Annotated in this window: 18 protein-coding genes; 10 read left to right on the top strand and 8 right to left on the bottom strand. The window is 64.6% G+C overall.

The features are described from left to right. Positions 1-29 precede the first annotated feature (29 nt). From BT115_RS03880 to BT115_RS03870, 3 genes are all read right to left on the bottom strand, one after another. Entirely contained in the window at positions 30-935 is a 906-nt protein-coding gene (locus tag BT115_RS03880) for an RNA polymerase sigma-70 factor (RefSeq protein WP_072322240.1), read from the bottom strand. Between the two features lie 76 nt (positions 936-1,011). Further along, a complete protein-coding gene (locus BT115_RS03875; protein WP_255369352.1) occupies positions 1,012-1,431 on the bottom strand; it encodes a cupin domain-containing protein in 420 nt (139 codons plus the stop codon). 29 nt (positions 1,432-1,460) lie between these two features. Continuing rightward, complete coding sequence (locus tag BT115_RS03870) at positions 1,461-1,940, bottom strand: carboxymuconolactone decarboxylase family protein (protein WP_072321204.1); 480 nt, start codon at positions 1,938-1,940, stop codon at positions 1,461-1,463. Positions 1,941-2,101: 161 nt separating this feature from the next. Here BT115_RS03870 and BT115_RS03865 point away from each other — a divergent pair, with 161 nt between their 5' ends. The 4 genes from BT115_RS03865 to BT115_RS03850 all read left to right on the top strand — a co-directional run bounded on the left by BT115_RS03865 (position 2,102) and on the right by BT115_RS03850 (position 7,274). Next, complete coding sequence (locus tag BT115_RS03865; RefSeq protein ID WP_072321203.1) at positions 2,102-2,362, top strand: sigma factor-like helix-turn-helix DNA-binding protein; 261 nt, start codon at positions 2,102-2,104, stop codon at positions 2,360-2,362. Positions 2,363-2,365: 3 nt separating this feature from the next. Beyond that, positions 2,366-3,421 (top strand): LysR family transcriptional regulator, encoded by a 1,056-nt coding sequence (locus tag BT115_RS03860; RefSeq protein WP_072321202.1) that lies wholly within the window; start codon positions 2,366-2,368, stop codon positions 3,419-3,421. 187 nt (positions 3,422-3,608) lie between these two features. Next, the gene (locus BT115_RS03855) at positions 3,609-5,228 is read left to right on the top strand and encodes an OFA family MFS transporter (protein ID WP_072321201.1); all 1,620 of its coding nucleotides are present in this window, start codon (positions 3,609-3,611) and stop codon (positions 5,226-5,228) included. Positions 5,229-5,525: 297 nt separating this feature from the next. After that, positions 5,526-7,274: a sensor domain-containing diguanylate cyclase gene (locus BT115_RS03850; RefSeq protein ID WP_072321200.1), complete on the top strand. Its 1,749-nt coding sequence runs from the start codon at positions 5,526-5,528 to the stop codon at positions 7,272-7,274. A gap of 210 nt (positions 7,275-7,484) precedes the next feature. Here the strand turns inward: BT115_RS03850 and ykgO are convergent, their stop codons facing one another. From ykgO to BT115_RS03830, 4 genes are all read right to left on the bottom strand, one after another. After that, the gene (gene ykgO, locus BT115_RS03845) at positions 7,485-7,610 is read right to left on the bottom strand and encodes a type B 50S ribosomal protein L36 (protein WP_029213509.1); all 126 of its coding nucleotides are present in this window, start codon (positions 7,608-7,610) and stop codon (positions 7,485-7,487) included. An 88-nt stretch (positions 7,611-7,698) separates the two neighbouring features. Next, positions 7,699-8,613, bottom strand: coding sequence for a LysR substrate-binding domain-containing protein (locus BT115_RS03840; protein WP_072321199.1), 915 nt, complete (start codon positions 8,611-8,613; stop codon positions 7,699-7,701). A 318-nt stretch (positions 8,614-8,931) separates the two neighbouring features. After that, positions 8,932-9,567, bottom strand: coding sequence for a CoA transferase subunit B (locus BT115_RS03835; protein ID WP_072321198.1), 636 nt, complete (start codon positions 9,565-9,567; stop codon positions 8,932-8,934). An 11-nt stretch (positions 9,568-9,578) separates the two neighbouring features. After that, a complete protein-coding gene (locus tag BT115_RS03830; RefSeq protein ID WP_072321197.1) occupies positions 9,579-10,298 on the bottom strand; it encodes a CoA transferase subunit A in 720 nt (239 codons plus the stop codon). Between the two features lie 245 nt (positions 10,299-10,543). On the opposite strand from BT115_RS03830, the gene gndA reads away from it, so the two are divergent. Next, positions 10,544-11,956: an NADP-dependent phosphogluconate dehydrogenase gene (gene gndA / locus BT115_RS03825; RefSeq protein WP_072321196.1), complete on the top strand. Its 1,413-nt coding sequence runs from the start codon at positions 10,544-10,546 to the stop codon at positions 11,954-11,956. Between the two features lie 194 nt (positions 11,957-12,150). After that, positions 12,151-14,475, top strand: coding sequence for a type II secretion system secretin GspD (gene gspD, locus BT115_RS03820; protein WP_072321195.1), 2,325 nt, complete (start codon positions 12,151-12,153; stop codon positions 14,473-14,475). A gap of 40 nt (positions 14,476-14,515) precedes the next feature. On the opposite strand, the gene BT115_RS03815 is transcribed toward gspD, so the two are convergent. Next, positions 14,516-14,812, bottom strand: coding sequence for a hypothetical protein (locus BT115_RS03815; RefSeq protein ID WP_072321194.1), 297 nt, complete (start codon positions 14,810-14,812; stop codon positions 14,516-14,518). Positions 14,813-15,034: 222 nt separating this feature from the next. Between BT115_RS03815 and BT115_RS03810 the strand changes: the two genes are divergently transcribed. The 4 genes from BT115_RS03810 to BT115_RS03795 all read left to right on the top strand — a co-directional run bounded on the left by BT115_RS03810 (position 15,035) and on the right by BT115_RS03795 (position 18,241). Next, positions 15,035-15,463 carry a prepilin-type N-terminal cleavage/methylation domain-containing protein gene (locus tag BT115_RS03810; RefSeq protein WP_072321193.1) on the top strand — a complete coding sequence of 143 codons (429 nt, stop codon included), beginning with the start codon at positions 15,035-15,037 and terminating at the stop codon, positions 15,461-15,463. Then, positions 15,460-16,119, top strand: a complete 660-nt coding sequence (locus BT115_RS03805) for a prepilin-type N-terminal cleavage/methylation domain-containing protein (protein WP_072321192.1) — start codon at positions 15,460-15,462, stop codon at positions 16,117-16,119. The genes BT115_RS03810 and BT115_RS03805 overlap by 4 nt, the downstream gene beginning before the upstream one ends. Continuing rightward, positions 16,116-16,994 carry a general secretion pathway protein GspK gene (locus BT115_RS03800; RefSeq protein WP_072321191.1) on the top strand — a complete coding sequence of 293 codons (879 nt, stop codon included), beginning with the start codon at positions 16,116-16,118 and terminating at the stop codon, positions 16,992-16,994. The genes BT115_RS03805 and BT115_RS03800 overlap by 4 nt, the downstream gene beginning before the upstream one ends. Before the next feature lie 245 nt (positions 16,995-17,239). Then, a complete protein-coding gene (locus tag BT115_RS03795) occupies positions 17,240-18,241 on the top strand; it encodes a beta-propeller fold lactonase family protein (RefSeq protein WP_072321190.1) in 1,002 nt (333 codons plus the stop codon). Positions 18,242-18,405 lie beyond the last annotated feature (164 nt).

Here is an 18,405-nt window from a genome sequence, read left to right as displayed (position 1 = left end):
GCCGGACCGCCCTAAGGCGCCGCATCGATCTACAGAGAAAGTGCGCCAGCGGGTAACGCAAACCCACGCATGCCGCTCACGATGCGGGCAAGCTTGTCTGGGTTTCGCTGTGCATGGATGCGGCGGATCGTGCTGCCATCGGTCGTGAAGGTCATCGCCGATTCCAGATGGCCCTGGATGTAGCGCAGTAGCGCCCACTCGCCGTTGATGCGCGTCGCGCGTACCTCGACGTCCGCGCCGTAGCGAAGATGCGCTGCGTAGAACACCTGCGCGATGCGCTGCCCGCCCAGCATGGGTTTTGGGAAACTGGTGACTTTGCCGCCGCCATCGCCGCGTAGTTCCGCATCTTCGGCGAGCATCGAACGGATGGCAGGGAAGTCGCCACTCGCCATGGCGTCGGCAAGACGCCGCACCAGTTCCCGTTGCGCGTCCTGCGGTACGTAGCGGGCCGGCTGGTCCTCGCGCACCTGATCCTTCGCACGATGCACCAACTGGCGGCAAGCGGCTTCCGTTTTGCCCAGCGTACGGGCGATCTCCGCATAATCCACGTCGAACACTTCGCGCAGCAGGAACGCCGCACGCGCCTCAGGGGAAAGCCGTTCGAGCAGCAGCAGGAACGCGACCGATACGTCGTCTGCCAGTTCGCTCAAGTCTTCCGGGGACGCGCCCTCATCGGTCCACACCGGCTCGGGCAGCCAGATGCCGACGTAGTCCTCGCGGCGGGCCTTGGCGGCACGCAGTCGGTCGATCGCGCGGCGCGTCGTCGCCGCGACCAGCCAGGCCTCGGCATGCTCGACCGTGTCGCAATCCGCGTTCCAGCTCAGCCAGATGTCCTGCAAGACATCCTCCGCCTCGGCCACGGAGCCGAGCATACGGTAGGCGATGCCGTGCAGGCGGGATCGCAGGGCGGAGAAAGTGGCAGTGGCGTCGCTCATACCCATCAAGACGATCCTGACGGGTGCTTTGTGACACGTCTTGGCGGAAGGCGTCCAGGGAGGCCGGCGGTCCGACTCAGGGGCCGGTCATGACCAGCGGCTTCTTGGCGTCCTTCAGGATGAACACCACGAACTTCGCCGGCTCGGTCTGGCTGGCGTTGCGGCCTACCGTATGGATGTCGTCGGGGCCTTCGTAGAACGTGTCGCCTGCCTTCAGGGTCTGCTCCTTACCACCCTTGACGCCCATCACGATCGTGCCTTGAAGCACGTACACGACGGCATGGGCATCGTGGTGGTGGATGGGTTCGACGGTCCCGGGTGGATAGTCCACGGAGATCAGCGTGATCTCCTTGCCCGGATAGTCCTTCAAGGCCTTGGTCATGACATCGCTGACGACCGGCAGGGGCGCCGCGCCGCCATGGCCGGCGGCATCGTGGGCGAGGGCAGCAGCGGGCGTCAACGCGCCGAGCAGCGCGAGCACTTTCATCATGCTCATGGGGTGTTCCTCATTCGATCGAAAACGCATCAGGACAGGTTCGCCTTGTCCAGGCCCCAGGCTTTGTCGTAGCTGCCCGGTTCGGCGCGGAAGGCGACGTTCGCGCGGTTCCATGCATTGATGATCATCACCGCGTAGGTGAGATCGGAAAGCTCTTGTTCGGAAAACTGCCCACGCACGCGCTCGTAGACGTCGTCGGAAACGCCTTCCACGGGAATCTGCGTCAGCACTTCGGTCCACGCCAGCGCGGCGCGCTCTTTCGGCTCGAACAGGTTGGACTCGCACCATGTGGCGATATGGTGCAAGCGCAACGGCCGCTCGCCGTGCAGTGTGGCTTCCTTCACGTGCATGTCGAGACAGAACGCGCAGCCATTGAGCTGCGATGCGCGAATCTTCACCAGATTCTGGATCGTCGCGCCGATGGACGATTTGGCGTTCACCGCACTGAGTTCCATCATCTTCTTGGTGAGTTCGGGCGACTGCTTCATGTAATCGATGCGCTGGGTCATGGCGTAGGTCTCGTGAGGTAAGGGGGAGCCGCCGTCATGGCGGGCACTCGAAGGCTAGGCTTCGCTCCAGGCACCCGGTAGATCCGCCGCCGAGTCCACGGTGTTGCGTCGCGCGCACCAATACGCCGTCACAAACCGCGATGCAGGCACGTCTAAGCAACATGGACCCGAAGACTTCCACCTATGGACGGCTGCGCAGCGCGCTCACGACACGCCATGCCGGCGACGTGCTCTGGCTCGACCTGATCGATGCCATTGCCGCCTTGCCGACCGATGCGCGCCTGGCACTTCTCCTGGCGGATGTCTTTGACGCGTCCCCCGAAGACATCGCGATGCTGCTTCATCGAAACCCCGATGCCTGCCGACGGCTGATCGACGACGCACACGCGCAGATCCACGCGGCAGCGAGTTCGAGGAAATAAGCCATGTCTCTACGAGCCATCACCTCATCCCCCGTTGCCCTGGTCGTACCCGACGCGCTGGCGACGTCGTTCTCGGCCACGTACGCGGGCGTTGTCGCATTCATCGCCGTGGCAACGGAAGGCAGCTTTGCGCGGGCAGCCGATCGTCTCGGTATCGGGCGGTCGGCGGTCAGCCGCAGCGTGCAGAAGCTGGAAATCCAGGTCGGTGCGCGGCTCTTTTCGCGCAACACACGAAGCACCTCGCTCACCCGTGAAGGCGAACGTTTCTTCGAGAACTGCCACCCGGGCATCGAACGGATCGCGCAGGCGCTGGACGATATGCGTGAACTTCGCGATGGGCCGCCGCGCGGCCAGTTGCGCATTGCTGCCCCGGTGGGATTCGGTCGCAAGGTCGTAGCGCCGCTGCTGCACCGGTTTCGCGACGCGTATCCCGAGATCGCGATCGATCTCATGCTGGACGACCGCGTCGTGGACTTCACCACCGACCGGGTCGATGTCTCATTTCGCGACGGACGCATGGAGGACAGCCAGGTCATCGCGCGGCAGATCATGCCGATGCATCTCTTCGTCTGCGCAACGCCGGGCTATCTGGAAAGACGCGGACCGATCGAGCGGATCGACGATCTACTCGCCCAGCGTGCGATCCATTTCCGCACCGCATCGGGACGGGTTGCCGAATGGGAATTCTCGGTGGATGGCGACTCGCGCAAGCTGTTGCCACCCGCGATGGATGCATTCAACGACAGCGATCTCGTGCTGCAGGCCGTGCTCGAAGGCCGTGGCATCGCGCAACTCGCGGGCTATCAGGTGAGCGAGTACCTGCGCTCGGGGCAACTCGTGGCGTGCCTTCCGCACTACGCACCCAACGATCGCGGGCACTACATCTGCTACCAGAGCCGCCGGCAGTTGCCGGCACGCATTCGCGTCTTCATCGACTTCATGGTGGCGTCTATCCGCGCGTGCAGTGCGTCGTATGCAGGGGAGGTCATGGCTGCGCGACTGGCCACTACCTCGTCGGTGAAGACTTCGCGCCACGCCCGGTACGCGACGACCGCCTGAAGGGAGGTTTGCATCGCAGGATCGCCGATCGCTTCGTTGTGCGCCGCACCGATGTTTTCTTGCGACTTTCTCGCGTCCTGCAACTCCAACCACCCGCCGTCCATAAGACCAACGTAGGGTGGTGCGCAGGTGGAACCTGCCTAAGATGCGATGCGGGGTGGGTCAACCTTCAAGCAGGGGGTAGGTCATGGGTGCAGGTGGATGGCTGTCGCGGGAACGTACGATCGCAGGACCGGGGTTCAATCGCTGGCTTGTTCCACCGGCCGCTTTAGCCATTCATCTATGCATCGGCATGGCCTACGGCTTCTCGGTGTTCTGGTTGCCGATGACCAAGCTGGTGCCGGGCGCGGATGCCGCCCTGTGCGCGAGCCAGGGCTTTCTCGATCAGTTGACCACCACGACGTGCAACTGGACCGTGCCCTCGGTCAACCACATCTTCGAAACCTTCATCGCCATGCTGGGTCTCGCTGCTGCCATCTGGGGCGGTTGGCTTGAGCACGCCGGTCCACGCAAGGCGGGGTCCATCGCCGCCTGCTGTTGGGGCGGCGGACTTGTGCTGGGTGGCATTGGCGTATCGATCCACCAGCTATGGCTCGTCTATCTCGGCTGCGGATTGCTTGGCGGCGTAGGGCAGGGGCTTGGCTACATCACGCCGGTCTCGACGTTGATCAAATGGTTTCCCGACCGCCGTGGCCTCGCGACCGGGTTCGCGATCATGGGCTACGGTGGCGGCGCATTGATCGGCGCGCCGATCGCGGTCAAGCTCATGGACGTCTTCAAGCAGGGCGACGTCCCGGGCGTGGCCGCGACACTGATGTGTCTCGGCGCGCTGTATTTCGTTGCCATGTCGCTGGGCGCGTTCGGCTTCCGTGTCACGCCCAACGGGTGGAAGCCGGCCGGATTCCAGCCCAAGGCGAGCGCCGCAAGCGCGCCGCTCGTCACGCCGCATCACGTCCATCTCAATCGCGCATGGAAGACGCCGCAGTTCTGGTTGATCTGGGGCGTGCTGTGCATGAACGTGACGGCGGGCATCGGGGTGATCTCGATGGCCAGCCCCATGCTCCAGGACGTGTTTGGCGCGCGCCTGGTCGGGGCCGATGCCACCACCGTGCTCACCACGGCCCAGAAGGCGGCGATCGCTGCTGCCGCGGCCGGGCTGGTGGGGCTCATCAGCCTGTTCAACTCCGTGGGCCGGCTGGCCTGGGCGTCGGCCTCCGACGTCCTCGGCCGCAAACGCACCTATGTGGTCTTCTTCGTGCTCGGCATCGCGTTGTATTGCCTGTTGCCCACACTGGGGCATCTGGGGATGGCGGCTGCCTTCGTGGTCACCGTGTGCGTGATCCTTTCCATGTATGGCGGTGGGTTTGCCACCGTGCCCGCCTATCTCGCCGATCTCTTCGGTACACAGATGGTCGGGGCCATTCACGGACGACTGCTCACCGCGTGGTCCGTGGCCGGCGTGGTCGGTCCGGTGTTGATCGCCAGCCTTCGCGAAGCGCAACTGAGCGCGGGCGTGCCCAAGAACCTCGTCTACGACCGCACCTTGTATATCCTCGCCGGCCTGCTGCTGGTGGGGCTGGTCTGCAACCTCCTGGTGCGGCCGGTTGCCAGCAAATACCACATGACCGAGGACGAACTCCGGCGCGAGCGTTCCCTGCAGCATGAGGCGCCGGCGTCCGCGATGGACCTCGCCGCTGCGGCGCGCGGACCGTTCGGTGTGCTGGGTGTCGTGGCCTGGGCGGCCGTAGGCATTCCCTTCCTCATCGGCGTGTGGATCGCCCTGCAGAAGGCGGCAGCGCTGCTCTAGCCCGCGGCCTTCACCTCGGGTTCTCGATCCGCGTCACAACCCTTCGAACCCGGCCGGCTGGCCTACTACTCCATCGCTCCCGGCCGGGGCTATGATCCGTGCGCGGGGGACCTCGAGGGGAGGACAGCCGCCAGGGCCAGGGTATGGCCCCTGCACTCAGAGGATGAGGTGATGGGGAGGAGGGTTATCCAGCATGCCGGCTGCCTTGGCAGCCGTGCGGCATTGTTCCGCGTGTCGTCTTCGGCACGAGGCCGAACTGCGGCGCGCGTACAGCGATGCCTACGCTGGGCTTTGGGGTTGCTGCTGGTCGTTTTCGCAACGGCCCAGGCGGGCGGCGTAAGCGATCCGACGCCATCGGCGATTCTCGACCGCGCCGATGCCGTCAAAGGTACGGACTTCGCTACGTTCTCTCGGCTGGTCGATCAGATGGCGCCGCGCGAGGCGGACCTCGAGCCGACCGAACGATGGCGTCTGCACTTTCTGCAGGGGTGGCGAGCGACCTGGCAAGGCGACTACGACGCAGGCCGTCGTTGGCTGAGCGACGTGGCGGATCATTCGACCGATGACGTGATACGGCTCCGCGCGATGGCGACGCTGATCAACCTGCTCGGCAACAGTCATCACTACGAGGAAGCGTTCACGCGCCTCACGCAATTGCAGGAACTGATGCGCTCGGTGCGCGATCGCTATGCATTGTTCGCCGCGCGTAGCGAGGCTTCGCAATTGCTCAGCTCGGTCGGTCAGTTCGAGCAGGCCGAAGCGTATGCCAAGGACATGATGGAAAACCCGCCGGCAGGTCAGACCATCTGCTTCGGTGCGCAGCACCTTCTTCGTGCGCGTCGCGAGGCGAATCGCCTGGTGTCGATTGATCCTTTGTTCGAACGTGCGCTTCAGGTGTGCGAGAGCACGGGCTATCAGGTTTTCGCGGAAAACATGCGCGCCGACATCGCTGCGTTCCATCTGGCGCAGGGGCGTCCGGCAGAAGCCGTGCAAGTGCTCGCGGCACACCGCGAAACCATGCGACGGCTCGATTACCCGGTGCTGCTGTCGGAGTTCGATGCAACGCTCGCCAAGGCCTATCTGTCGCTCGGAGACCTCGCCAATGCACGTCGCTTTGCGCAGTCGGCGGTAGCGGGCGCCATTCCTAACGAGTTCACCGATTCCCGTCGTGTGGGCTACGAGGTGCTGTATCAGATCGAACGAAAGCTGGGCAATGCATCGGCCGCTCTCGTTTTCCACGAGAAATACATGGCGGCGGACAAGGCCTATCTCGACGACGTCAGCGCGCGCAGCCTGGCGTTCAAGATGGTCGATCAGCAGGTCATCGCGCGCAAGGCAGAAGTGGATGCGCTGAGCCGGCAGAACGAAATCCTGCGCCTGACCGGGGCGCTCGACCGCAAGGAAGTAGAGACGGGGCGGCTCTACATCGTCGTGCTGATCGCGAGCCTCACCGCGATCATCTGGCTGGTGCTCAGACTGCGTCGCTCGCAGCTCCGTTTCATGAAGCTGGCGCGCCGTGATGGCCTCACAGGCATCTGCAACCGCGAACACTTCGTCGAGCAGGCGGAACGCGTGCTGGCCTACGGCGCGCGTTCGGACCGCGCGGCTTGCCTGATCCTGTTCGATCTCGACCACTTCAAGAACGTCAACGATACGTTCGGCCACGCTGTGGGCGACGAGGTCTTGAAGCGCGCTGTCGAAGTGAGCCGCCGTGCGCTGCACGCGTGCGATGTCTTCGGTCGGCTGGGGGGCGAGGAGTTCGCGGTGTTGCTGCCCGATTGCAGCCCGGCGCAGGCGCGTGCGCGTGCCGAACAACTGCGTTTGTCCATCGCCGCGGCGGCTGGTCTCCATGGGAAGCCGGCGCCGTCGGTCACCGCCAGCTTCGGCGTCGCCAGCACCGTGCCTTGCGGCTTCGAATTGCACCGGCTGCTCGTCGTGGCCGATGCCGCGCTCTATCGTGCCAAGCGAGCCGGCCGGAACTGCGTCTTCATGGGCGACACGGGCGATATTCCCGATTCGCCGTATTTGAGCGAGGCGCGCGGGTAGTCTGTCGACGAACCCTCAAGGCGATACCGGATCAAGATGTGCCTTTGGTGTCCTTTGCGAGCGTGCTTTTGCTGTAGGAGCCGCCATGGCGGCGAGGCCCGGTAGCGATGAGGCTTGGTTTACCTCGCCGCCATGGCGGCTCCTACAGGTGGACCGAGCAAAAAAAAAGACCGCTTTCGCGGCCTTTTTTTTCGACACGTCGCAGCTGGATCAGCGCTGACGAGCCTTGAAACGCGGGTTGCTCTTGCAGATCACGAACACTTTGCCGCGACGGCGAACGACTTTGCAGTCACGGTGACGCGACTTCGCGGACTTCAAAGAGGAAAGCACCTTCACGGCCAGCTCCTGAAACTTTACGGACAAGGAAAAACGGAATTCTAGCGATCTGGCCCAGGTTACGCAAGCCCCGGATGCCGTTCGTCTTTCAGCCGAGGCCGAGCTTCGCCTTGGCCTCGCGCACCGTGCGCAGGAAGCTCTCCAGCACGGGGGAGGAATTGTCCACGCGCGACGCCACGGCAAGCAACAGGTGCGCTTCCGGATCGTCCACGGGGACGAAGGTCACGCCGCTCATATGAACCGCGCGGAGCGAGGCAGGCACCAGCGCGACGCCGAGACCGGCGGCGACCAGTGGCAGCAGGGATGGAATCTGCTGGGCCTCCTGGCGGATGATCGGTCGGAACCCGGCCTTGTTCGAAAGCAGGGCGAGCCGATCGGTCAGCGTGGTGGCGTGTATCCGCGGTGGTGCGACAAAGCTGTCTTCGGCCAGGTCTTGCATGCGGATGGCGTCACGCTTCGCCAGCCGGTGATGCGGGGGCAGGGCGATCACCAGCGGTTCGCGGTCGATAACCTCGACATTGAGCTGACGAGCGTTGGCCACGCCGGAGGGATGCGCTCGCAGCAGTCCCACGTCGATCTGCCCGGAAAGGATCGCGTCGTACTGCGCTCCGGTAAGCATTTCACCGAGGTGCAGACTGACGCCGGGCGCGGCGTGCGAGAACCGCAGCAAGGTTTCCGGTAGGGCCGGGTGAAAGGAGACCGACACGGCGTAGGCCAGCCGCAGTTGGCCGGTGAATCCCGCCGCCGCTTCGGCTACCACGGTCCGAGCGCTTTCTGCACGCGCCAGGATGGCCTTGGCCTCCACAAGGAACAGTCGGCCGGGCTCGGTCAGCGCGACCCGTCGCCGATTGCGGTCCAGCAGGCGTACCCCGAGATCGGCTTCAAGCGATTGAATCTGCTGGGAGAGCGGCGGCTGCGAGATGTGCAGGCGTTGGGCCGCCTGGGTGAAACTGAGGGTCTCCGCCACCTCGACGAAATAGCGCAACTGGCGCAGATCGAACATAGTCGTTTTTCGTATAAGTGGGTGCTGAAAGATATATTGGCCGGAATTTCCTAGGAAATCTATGATTCTTTCCGGCCTACCACCAACCCCTCCCCCTGGGTCGGTAGGTTCCTCGCCCCGCATCGACGCTAACTACCGGCATCTGGCCTACCTCCCCCCCCGAGGCCCATGCTGAGGCGTCCTCTGCGGGGCGACTTTATTTCAGGCCACGGTAATTCAGCGCTCGCTGATTCAGCGCTCGGCGGGAGCTGGCCTGCTGGCGACGGGTGCTCGCGGCAAGCACCCATCGCCAGCAGGCTGGCTCCCGCCTTGGCTCTCTCAAAGACGCGACGTGAAGTTGCAGCCGGTACCGGCGCGCACCGTGGCCTCGTCCACGCCAGGGGCCAGTTCGATCAGTTCGAGGCCCGAGCGGCCCACGTCGAACACGGCCAGATCGGTGATGATGCGGTTCACCACCCCCTTGCCGGTCAGTGGCAGGGTGCATTCGGTGAGGATCTTGGGCGAGCCGTCCTTTGCCATGTGCTCCATCAGCACCACGACGCGCTTCACGCCGGCCACCAGATCCATCGCGCCGCCCATGCCCTTGACCATCTTGCCGGGCACCATCCAGTTGGCGATGTCGCCCTCGCAGGTCACTTGCATGGCGCCGAGGATCGAGATGTCGATATGGCCGCCGCGGATCATCGCGAAGGAATCCGCGCTGGAGAAGTACGATGCCCCCTCGCGTGCGGTGACCGTCTGCTTGCCGGCGTTGATGAGGTCGGCGTCCACTTCGTCTTCGGTCGGAAACGGGCCGATGCCGAGCAGGCCGTTCTCGGATTGCAGCCACACGTCCACGCCGTCCGGCAGGTGGTTCGCCACCAGCGTCGGCAGACCGATGCCGAGGTTCACGTAGTCGCCGTCGGAAAGTTCCAGGGCGGCGCGCTGCGCCATTTGATCGCGGTTCCAGGCCATGGTGATCTCCTTCAGGCGCGCACGGTGCGCTGTTCGATGCGCTTGGACGGCGCGGGGTTGTGCACGATGCGATCGACGTAGATGCCGGGCGTGTGGATCTGGTCCGGATCGAGTTCACCGATCTCGACCATGATCTCGACCTCTGCCACGCAAACCTTGCCGGCCGTGGCGGCCATCGGATTGAAGTTGCGCGCGGTCTTGCGATACACCAGGTTGCCCGACGGATCGGCCTTCCACGCCTTGACCAGCGCCACGTCGGCGACGATGGAGCGCTCCATCACGTACATGTGCCCATCGAATTCGCGGGTTTCCTTGCCTTCGGCCACCTGCGTGCCATAGCCGGTGCGGGTGAAGAAGGCGGGGATGCCGGCGCCGCCAGCGCGCAGTTTTTCGGCCAGCGTGCCCTGCGGCGTGAATTCCACTTCCAGTTCACCCGCGAGGTACTGGCGCTCGAATTCCTTGTTCTCGCCGACGTACGACGAGACCATTTTCTTGATCTGGCGGGTGGTGAGCAGCATGCCGAGACCGACGCCATCGATGCCGGCGTTGTTCGACACCGCTGTGAGGCCGGTGACCCCGGAGTCGCGCAGTGCCTCGATCAACAGTTCGGGAATGCCGCAGAGACCGAAACCGCCGACGGCGATGGTCTGTCCGTCGGCTACGAGACCCGCCAGCGCTTCACGAGCAGTGGCGACACGCTTGTCGCGCGAGTGCGACTTCACCTGGTTCATGCGTCATCGATTCCATCCGGACGGTCCCGCCGCCGGTTCGCCGCCCATGATAGCCGACGCCCAGCGTTTGCCGTGGCTGCCCTTTGGTCCAATGCACGCGCGCCGGACCCATGTTTCGTGCTGCACTGCAGCGGCGGAAGCCTCGCTGTGTCGGGTTCTTGCAAGACCCTGCACACTCGCTGGCGCTTGATGCTCGGAAGTTCGTCCTCAATGTCCATCCACTATCCCCGCGCGGAGGAAGCAACGTGAGCAAGCAGAAGATCGGCGTCATCGGCATGGCCGTGATGGGTCGCAACCTCGCCTGGAATATCGAGAGCCGAGGCTATGCGGTATCCATCTTCAATCGCAGCAAGGAGAAGACCGACGAGGTCATGGCTGCCAGCGAAGGCAAGAAGCTGGTTCCCACGTATACGCTGGAAGACTTCGTGGATTCGCTCGAGAAACCTCGACGCATCCTGCTCATGGTGCAGGCCGGCAAAGGTACCGATGCGGTGATCGAGCAATTGCGCCCCTTGCTCGACAAGGGCGACATCCTCATCGATGGTGGCAACACGTATTATCGCGACACGGTTCGCCGTGGCGAAGAGCTTGCCGCCGACGGGCTGCACTTCATCGGCACCGGCGTCTCCGGTGGCGAAGAGGGCGCCTTGAAAGGACCGTCGATCATGCCCGGCGGCCCGCGCGACGCCTACGACCTCGTGGCGCCGATCCTCACCGAGATTGCTGCGAAGGCGCCCGACGGTGCGCCCTGCGTCACTTATATCGGCCCGGGTGGCGCGGGCCACTACGTGAAGATGGTGCACAACGGTATCGAGTACGGCGACATGCAACTGATCGCCGAGAGCTACGCGGTGCTGAAGCACGTGGTCGGCCTCTCGAACGAGGAACTCGCGGAGGTCTATCGGGAGTGGAACGAGGGCGAACTCGACAGCTTTCTCATCGAAATCACCTCGAAGATCTTCCGGCGCAAGGACGAACGGACCGGCAAGATGCTCGTGGACATGATCGTCGATCGCGCGGCGCAGAAGGGCACGGGCAAGTGGACGAGCCAGAGCGCGCTCGATCTCGGCGTGCCGCTCACGCTCATCACCGAATCGGTCTTTGCCCGCGTGCTTTCTTCGATGAAGGAGGAGCGCGTGGCGGCGAGCAAGCAGCTCGCGGGGCCGGCGCGCGAGTCGTTCAGCGGGGACAGGAAGGCGTTCGTGGAGTCGGTACGTCGCGCGCTCTACATGAGCAAGATCATCTCCTACGCCCAGGGCTTCGCGCAGCTCCGCGCGGCGTCCGACGAGAACGGGTGGGATCTGCAATACGGCGAGATCGCAAAAATTTTCCGTGCCGGCTGCATCATCCGAGCGCGCTTCCTGCAGAAGATCACCGATGCTTACCAGCACGATGCGGGCCTGCGCAACCTGCTGCTCGACCCGTACTTCCGCGACGTGGCCCAGGAGTACCAGGCGGCGCTGCGCGAGGTCGTGGCCGAGGCGGTGCGTGTCGGCGTGCCGGTGCCCGGGTTCTCCGCCGCTATCGCTTATTACGATAGCTATCGCGCCGAGACCCTGCCGGCCAACCTCATTCAGGCTCAGCGCGATTTCTTCGGCGCGCACACCTTCGAGCGCGTGGACGACAAGGGCAGTTTCCACGCCGAATGGGCGGAATGACGGGCTAAGGCCAGGGGATGCGGCGCGAACCGGCGCCGCATCCCGCCGGTGGTCGGGATTTTTGGTGCGATCCATGACGCAAGTCCGCTGCCTGACGCTAGCACTGTAAGAACCCTCCCTTTAGAGTTGTCGGAATCGCCGGTACAGCTGTGTCGGTGTATCGTGCCGTGTCCAACGAGGGAGTACGTTGTTCCATGCTGAAAAGCTCTTTGATCGGCGCTACGGCGCTTGCGGTCGCGCTTGCCGGATGCACGACGCTGCCGCAGCCGCGCGACGACGGATCGTTGCAGCGCGAAGCGCTGGCAGGTACGGAGAAGCCCGTGCCACGCCCCCTCGCGGTGGGCACGGCCAACCCGGCGGTACCCCCTGCGGCGGCCCCGGACATCACCACGGGTACCGGCGAGTTCGTGAAGCCGGTTGGGCTCGCGAAGCCACGGCCGGTGGCCGCGGGCGAGGGCACCGTCACCTTCAATTTCGAGAACCAGCCGGTCGAATCGGTGGTCAAGGCCATCCTGGGCGACCTGCTGCACGAAAACTATTCGATCGTACCGGGCGTGCAGGGCAACGTATCGTTCTCCACCTCGCAGCCGGTCACCAGCGAGCAGGCGCTGCCGATCCTCGAGACCCTGCTGTCCTGGACCGGCAATGCCCTGGTGCGCAGCAATGGCCGTTACGTGGTGCTGCCGGCGAAGGACGCCGTAGCCGGTAACCTCGTGCCGAGTATCGGGGCCACGGCGCCCCCGGGCGGTCTGCAGGCGCGCCTGTTTCCGCTGCGTTTCATTTCCGCCACCGAGATGCAGAAGCTGATCAAGCCGTTTGCGCGGCCGGATGCCACCTTGCTGGCCGATCCTACGCGCAACGTGCTGGTCATGGCCGGCACATCGAGCGAACTGGACAACTACGAGCGCACGGTCAAGACCTTCGACGTCGACTGGCTGCGCGGCATGTCGGTCGGCGTGTTCAGCCTGCAGCGCGCCGAGGTAAAGGATCTGACGCCGACGCTCGACAAGCTCTTCGGCGACAAGGGCAACACGCCCATGGCGGGCCTGCTGCGCTTCATTCCGATCGAGCGGACCAACTCGCTCGTGGTCATCAGCCCGCAGCCCGCGTATCTGGAAGAAGTCAAGAGCTGGATCGATCGCATCGATCGCGGTGGCGGCAACGAGCCGCAGCTATACGTGTACGACGTGCGCAACGTGCAGGCCTCGGATCTCGCCGATTATCTTTCGGACATCTACGGCGGTGGCAGTGGCGGCAGCGGGTCGGGCGATCGCGGTGGCCGCGTCGGACCGGGCCTGACGTCGGGCACGCTCGGCGGCGACAGCGATCTCGGTAATCGCGGTGGTTCGGGTCTCGGCAGCACCACCGGCTCCTTTGGCAACAGTCCGTCGGGCAATGGTCTGCTCAACACGTCCAACAACGGTCTCAACGGATCGTCCGGCCTGAACGGGTCGTCCGGTTTGAACGGCTCTACCGGCAGCGGCATGTCGTCGTTCGGCAGCGGTGGGCTCGGCGATGACGACTCCGGTTCCCGCCGGCAGCGCAGTGGCCCCGTCACCACCGAGGACGGCGTGCGCATCACATCGGTGGATTCGAACAACCAGTTGATGGTGCGCTGCCGTCCGTCGCAATGGACGGAGATCGAGCAGGCGATCAAGCGCCTCGATGCCGTGCCGCTGCAGGTGCAGATCGAGACGCGCATCCTCGAAGTGGCCTTGACGGGCAGTTTCGAATTCGGCGTTCAGTGGTACCTCGAAGGCCTGGTCGGCAGCACCGATGGCAAGCCCACCCAGCCGGGCAACAAGCAGCAGTGGGCGTTGGGTAACGGTGGAGCCACGTACGGCGGCGAGAGCTTCTTCTACTCGTTCGTCAACAACAATCTCTCGGTCGCGCTGCGTGCGATGGAAACCAGCGGTAACACCAAGACCTTGTCCGCACCCTCGCTGGTGGTGCTGAACAACCAGAAGGCGCACATCCAGGTCGGCGACCAGATTCCGATCACGCAGACCTTCGTCAACACCAACGCGAACACGGACAACACAATCGGCCAGGTGGAATACAAGGACACCGGCGTGATCCTCAACGTGCGTCCGCGTGTGAATCCGGGTGGCCTGGTGTACCTCAACATCAACCAGGTGGTCAGCGCGCCGGGGCAGAAGGACACCACCACGGGCAACTTCCCCATCCAGCAGCGTGAAGTCTCCACGCAGGTGGCGGTGCAGAGCGGGCAGACCGTCCTGCTCGGCGGCCTCATCAAACAGCAGGAAGGCACTACAGATACCGGCATTCCGGGCCTGAATCGCATTCCGGTGTTCGGCCGCCTGTTCGGGTCCACCAGTCGCAATCGCGATCGCACGGAGCTGATCGTGCTGATTACCCCGCGGGTCATCAGCAACGGCGAACAGGCCAAGCAAGTCACCGACGAATACCAGCAGAAGTTCGAGTCGCTGCGGCCGTACCGCGGTCAGGCGGCAGGACCCGCCGCCGAGCCGACCGTGACGGTACCGCTCAAGCCGTAGCACGCGATGCCGCCCCGGTGCCGTCAGGGCAGCGGGGCGGTCAGTGCACCAAGGGATTCGGGTAGCTGGTTTTCGGGCGATAGGGCTCGACCGAGGTCCCCAGGTTCTGCCCCATGCGGTGACTGAGGCTGCTGGCGTTGTACAGGCCAAGCGTGTTCGTCGGTCGGCCGCCCACGGGCGTGCCGAGCCCGAAGTGTCCGCCGTCCTGCGTGGCCGCCATCGCGCGATTCAGGCATGCGTACGACAATGCGGCTCTCGCACCATCGGTCGTTTCGACGCAAGCCGTTTCGGCCGATGCGTGCACGCCGGGCAGGTCGACGACCATCGGCACCGGCACGGGCTACGCCTTCGCCACCGTCACCCCGACGGTGTCGGCCAAGGTCAGCACCTGTATCAAGAGCTGATAGCGCATACCAAACGATTCACGGAAGAACAGAGGAGGGGCTTTCGAGCCCTTCCTTTTTTTCATGCAGGCATGCGCCGTATCGGCAAACCAGGCGTCGCGTCATCGAGTCGACATGCTCTCGTGCCTAAGCTTCGAGCGACGAGGAGGGACGCCGTGCGACGGAATGATCGGGGATTCAGTCTGCTGGAAGCGCTCGCCGCCATGCTTCTGTTGGCGCTCTGCTTCGGTGCGCTGATGCACGCGGCGGGTGCCTCGATGGCCCTCGGCCTCCGTTCGGAAGGCTATACGCAGGCGTCGCTCTGGGCCAGTGGTTTGCTCGACCGGGTATTCGTCGCTGACTTTCCCACGGAGGGAATCCACCGTGGCGACTTCGACGACGAATATCACTGGACCATGCAGGTTTCTTCGCCTCCCGAAGAAGCTGCGGTACGTACGTCCACGCCGTTGCATCTCTACCGCGTGGAACTTACCGTCGAGTGGAAAGAAGGTGGTCGACCGGTCTCGGCGCGATTCGTGACCGTGCGCACCGTTTCGACGCGTCCCGCCGACACGCCGACACCAGCCGTGCAGGGGGATGCATGAAGAAATCGCGCGGCTTCAGCCTGATGGAGACGATCGCGGCGCTGGCCTTGCTCGCGTTGCTTTTGCTAGGCGTCACGGCGGCGTTGCAGACGCTGACCCGTTCGACACGCGCCGGTATGGCGCGAAGCCAACGGCTCGATGAGGTGCGTGCGGCGCAGGGCTACCTCCGTCATGCGCTGGCAAATGCGATGCCCTATCCGTGGAGCCTGGCGCACGACCGCAGCATGATCGTCTTCCAGGGCGATGCGAGCGAATTGGTCTTTGTCGCCCCCGGCCCCGGATATCTCGCCGCGAGCGGCCTGCAATTGCAGAAGCTCCAGATCATCGGGGACGGTGACCAGCGCCGTCTCGAAGCGGCGTTCGCACCGTTGGCATTGCGCGGCGGCTCGCCGATCGTGCCGGCCGATCCCGAGACGCTGGTGTCCGATGTGGTCTCCTTACGTTTCGTCTACAACGGCATGGACGACCAAGGGCATCTGTTGGGTTGGCAGGAGCGCTGGCCGTACGCGACGCGCCTGCCGACGATGGTCGGCGTGGAACTCGTGCTCAAGGGCGGTGTGCGCTGGCCGGTGCTGGCTGTGCCGTTGCGTATGGATGCCCGTGCGGTCAATGGGCGCGAAGGATTGGCGCGATTGACTACCTTCGCCAAGCCATGAACGTCACGGGGCTCGCGAGGCGTGCAACCGCGCAACGCGGTGTCGCTTTGCTCGTGGTGCTATGGGGTTGCACGCTCGCGGCGATCACGCTGGGCGCATTGGCGACCAACGCGCGCGTCGAGAGCCTGCAGGCGCGGACACAGTCGCTGCGTACCCAGGCCTTCTATGCAGCCGAAGCGGGCATCGACGTGGCGGTCTTTCACCTGAGTGACGCCGATGGGGATCGACGCTGGCAGCCCGACTGGCAGAGTCACGCCATGCGCGTCGGCGATGCCGACGTGTCGGTGTCCGTGTCGGCGGAAGAGGGGAAGCTCAACCTCAATCTGGCGACGCCGGAGCAGATTATCGATCTGCTGCGCGCCGCAGGCGTCGACGAAGAACGTATCGGACCGGCGGCCAAGGCGATCAGTGCGTGGGGCGATCCGGGCGAGGCCAAGGACACGGCGTTGCTGCTGCGAGGCGGCTTCACGAGCCTTGAGGAACTGCGCCGCGTGCCGGGCCTCGCTTCCGACATCGTCGACCGTATCGAGCCCGCGTTGACGCTCTGGACCGTGCAGCAGCCCAATCTTGCCTATGCCTCGCCTGTCGTTGTCGCCGCGGTGACGGGCGCGGACGCCGCAGCGGCGCGTGCCTATGTGGATCGCGTGAGCCGTACGCCCATGGGTGTGCTTCTGCTTCCACCGTTGCCTGGCACGAAGGCAGGCGATGCGTCACGCAGTCCCGTGGCGGCCTTCAACATCGTCGCCACGGCGACATTGAAAGACGGACAGGCGGTCACTCTGGACGTCGTGCTTTTCCTGAAGAACGACCCGGGTGATCCCGCCGCGTATCGCGTCGTGCGATGGCGCGAGCGTTCGAGCGCAGGTCGCGGTTGATCCGACGCGCGATGCACGCGCGTGGCTCTCGCATGGTTGCAACCGCTGTGCAATATCCAACGTCACCGCTGCGGCAATGCGCCGTCATGCCCGTGCGTTAGCGTCAAGCCACGCTTGCAGGCGATCCACGCGATCGAAGGCACGCTGTGTCGGCATCGTCGCGGGGAGCGGCGGCCGACAGTCCAGGCATCTTTCCTTCATCACGGTACCCATCGCGGTGCCGACGAACCCTATCGAGGTATGTCATGACGAACGAGAAGACGACGCTCAAGAGCCGTGTAAAGGTAAACCGTTGGCTCGCGCCTGCGGCTCGCTGCACCTTGCCCCTGTTGCTGGTGACCGCGGCGCTTCCTGCCATGGCCGCGAACCGTATCTATGTGGCGAATCAGATCGACAACACGGTTTCCGTCATCGACGCGGCGAGCAACCAGGTGACCGCGACCGTGCCGGTGGGCACGTTTCCCGCGGGCGTGGCAGTCAGCCCGAGCGGCAAGCGCGTCTACGTCGCCAATGCGAACGACAACACGGTATCGGTGCTCGATGCGAATACGAACACGGCCGTTGCCCTGATTGCCGTGCCGTCGACGCCGGTTGCCGTCGTTGTCAGCCCGGACGGTGCAACGGTCTACGTGGCCAACGCCAACGATGGCTCGGTGTCCGTGATCGATGCGGCGACGTACAGCGTCGTCGCCTCCGTGCCGGTCGGCGCCGTCCCTTTCAGCATGGCGGTGAACCCGAGCGGCAGCCGTGTCTACGTGGGAAACAGCGGCGACAACACCGTTTCCGTGATCGACGCCCGCGCGCGGAAGGTGATCGCCTCGGTGCCGGTCGGTGCCACCCCGTTCGGACTCGACGTGGGTCCGCTCGGCGCGCGTCTCTATGTGGCGAACGTTGCGTCCAACAACGTTTCGGTGATCGACACCTTCTCCAACAAGGTCGTGGCGACGCTGCCGGCAGGCAGCGGTGCCGACGCCGTGGCGACCAGCCCGATCGGGCTCCCGCTGTACGTCTCCAACTTCGGTGACGGCACCGTTTCGGTCGTCAACCCGCTCGACAAGAAGCTCCTGGCGACGGTTCCGGTGGGCAGTTCCCCGTCGTCGCTCACGGTCAGTGCGAAGTCGGGCCGTGTCTACGTCGCCAACGCCGACTCCAATACGGTGTCGGTAATCAATCCATTCACCAACAAGGTTATCGCGACCGTGCCGGTGGGCAGCGTGCCGTCCGCCATCGCCACCCAGCCGGAGTAACCGCAGGCCGGCCGTCCCCTATGGCCGGCCGGCTCCTCGGTTCATGCCTGCCGGATCCGTCGCAGGCCCCTGGGGGTCCCGGGGGGTCCCGGGGCCATTGACACACACGCGGCGCTCACGGCGCGCGTCGCAGATTGCCGGATATGACCTGAGAGGGGGAACTC

Source organism: Luteibacter sp. UNCMF366Tsu5.1 (assembly GCF_900119235.1).
In the GTDB taxonomy this organism is placed as follows: Bacteria; Pseudomonadota; Gammaproteobacteria; order Xanthomonadales; family Rhodanobacteraceae; genus Luteibacter; species Luteibacter flocculans.
Note: the sequence above shows the minus strand (reverse complement) of the source record. Positions and strands in the feature narration are given on the sequence as shown.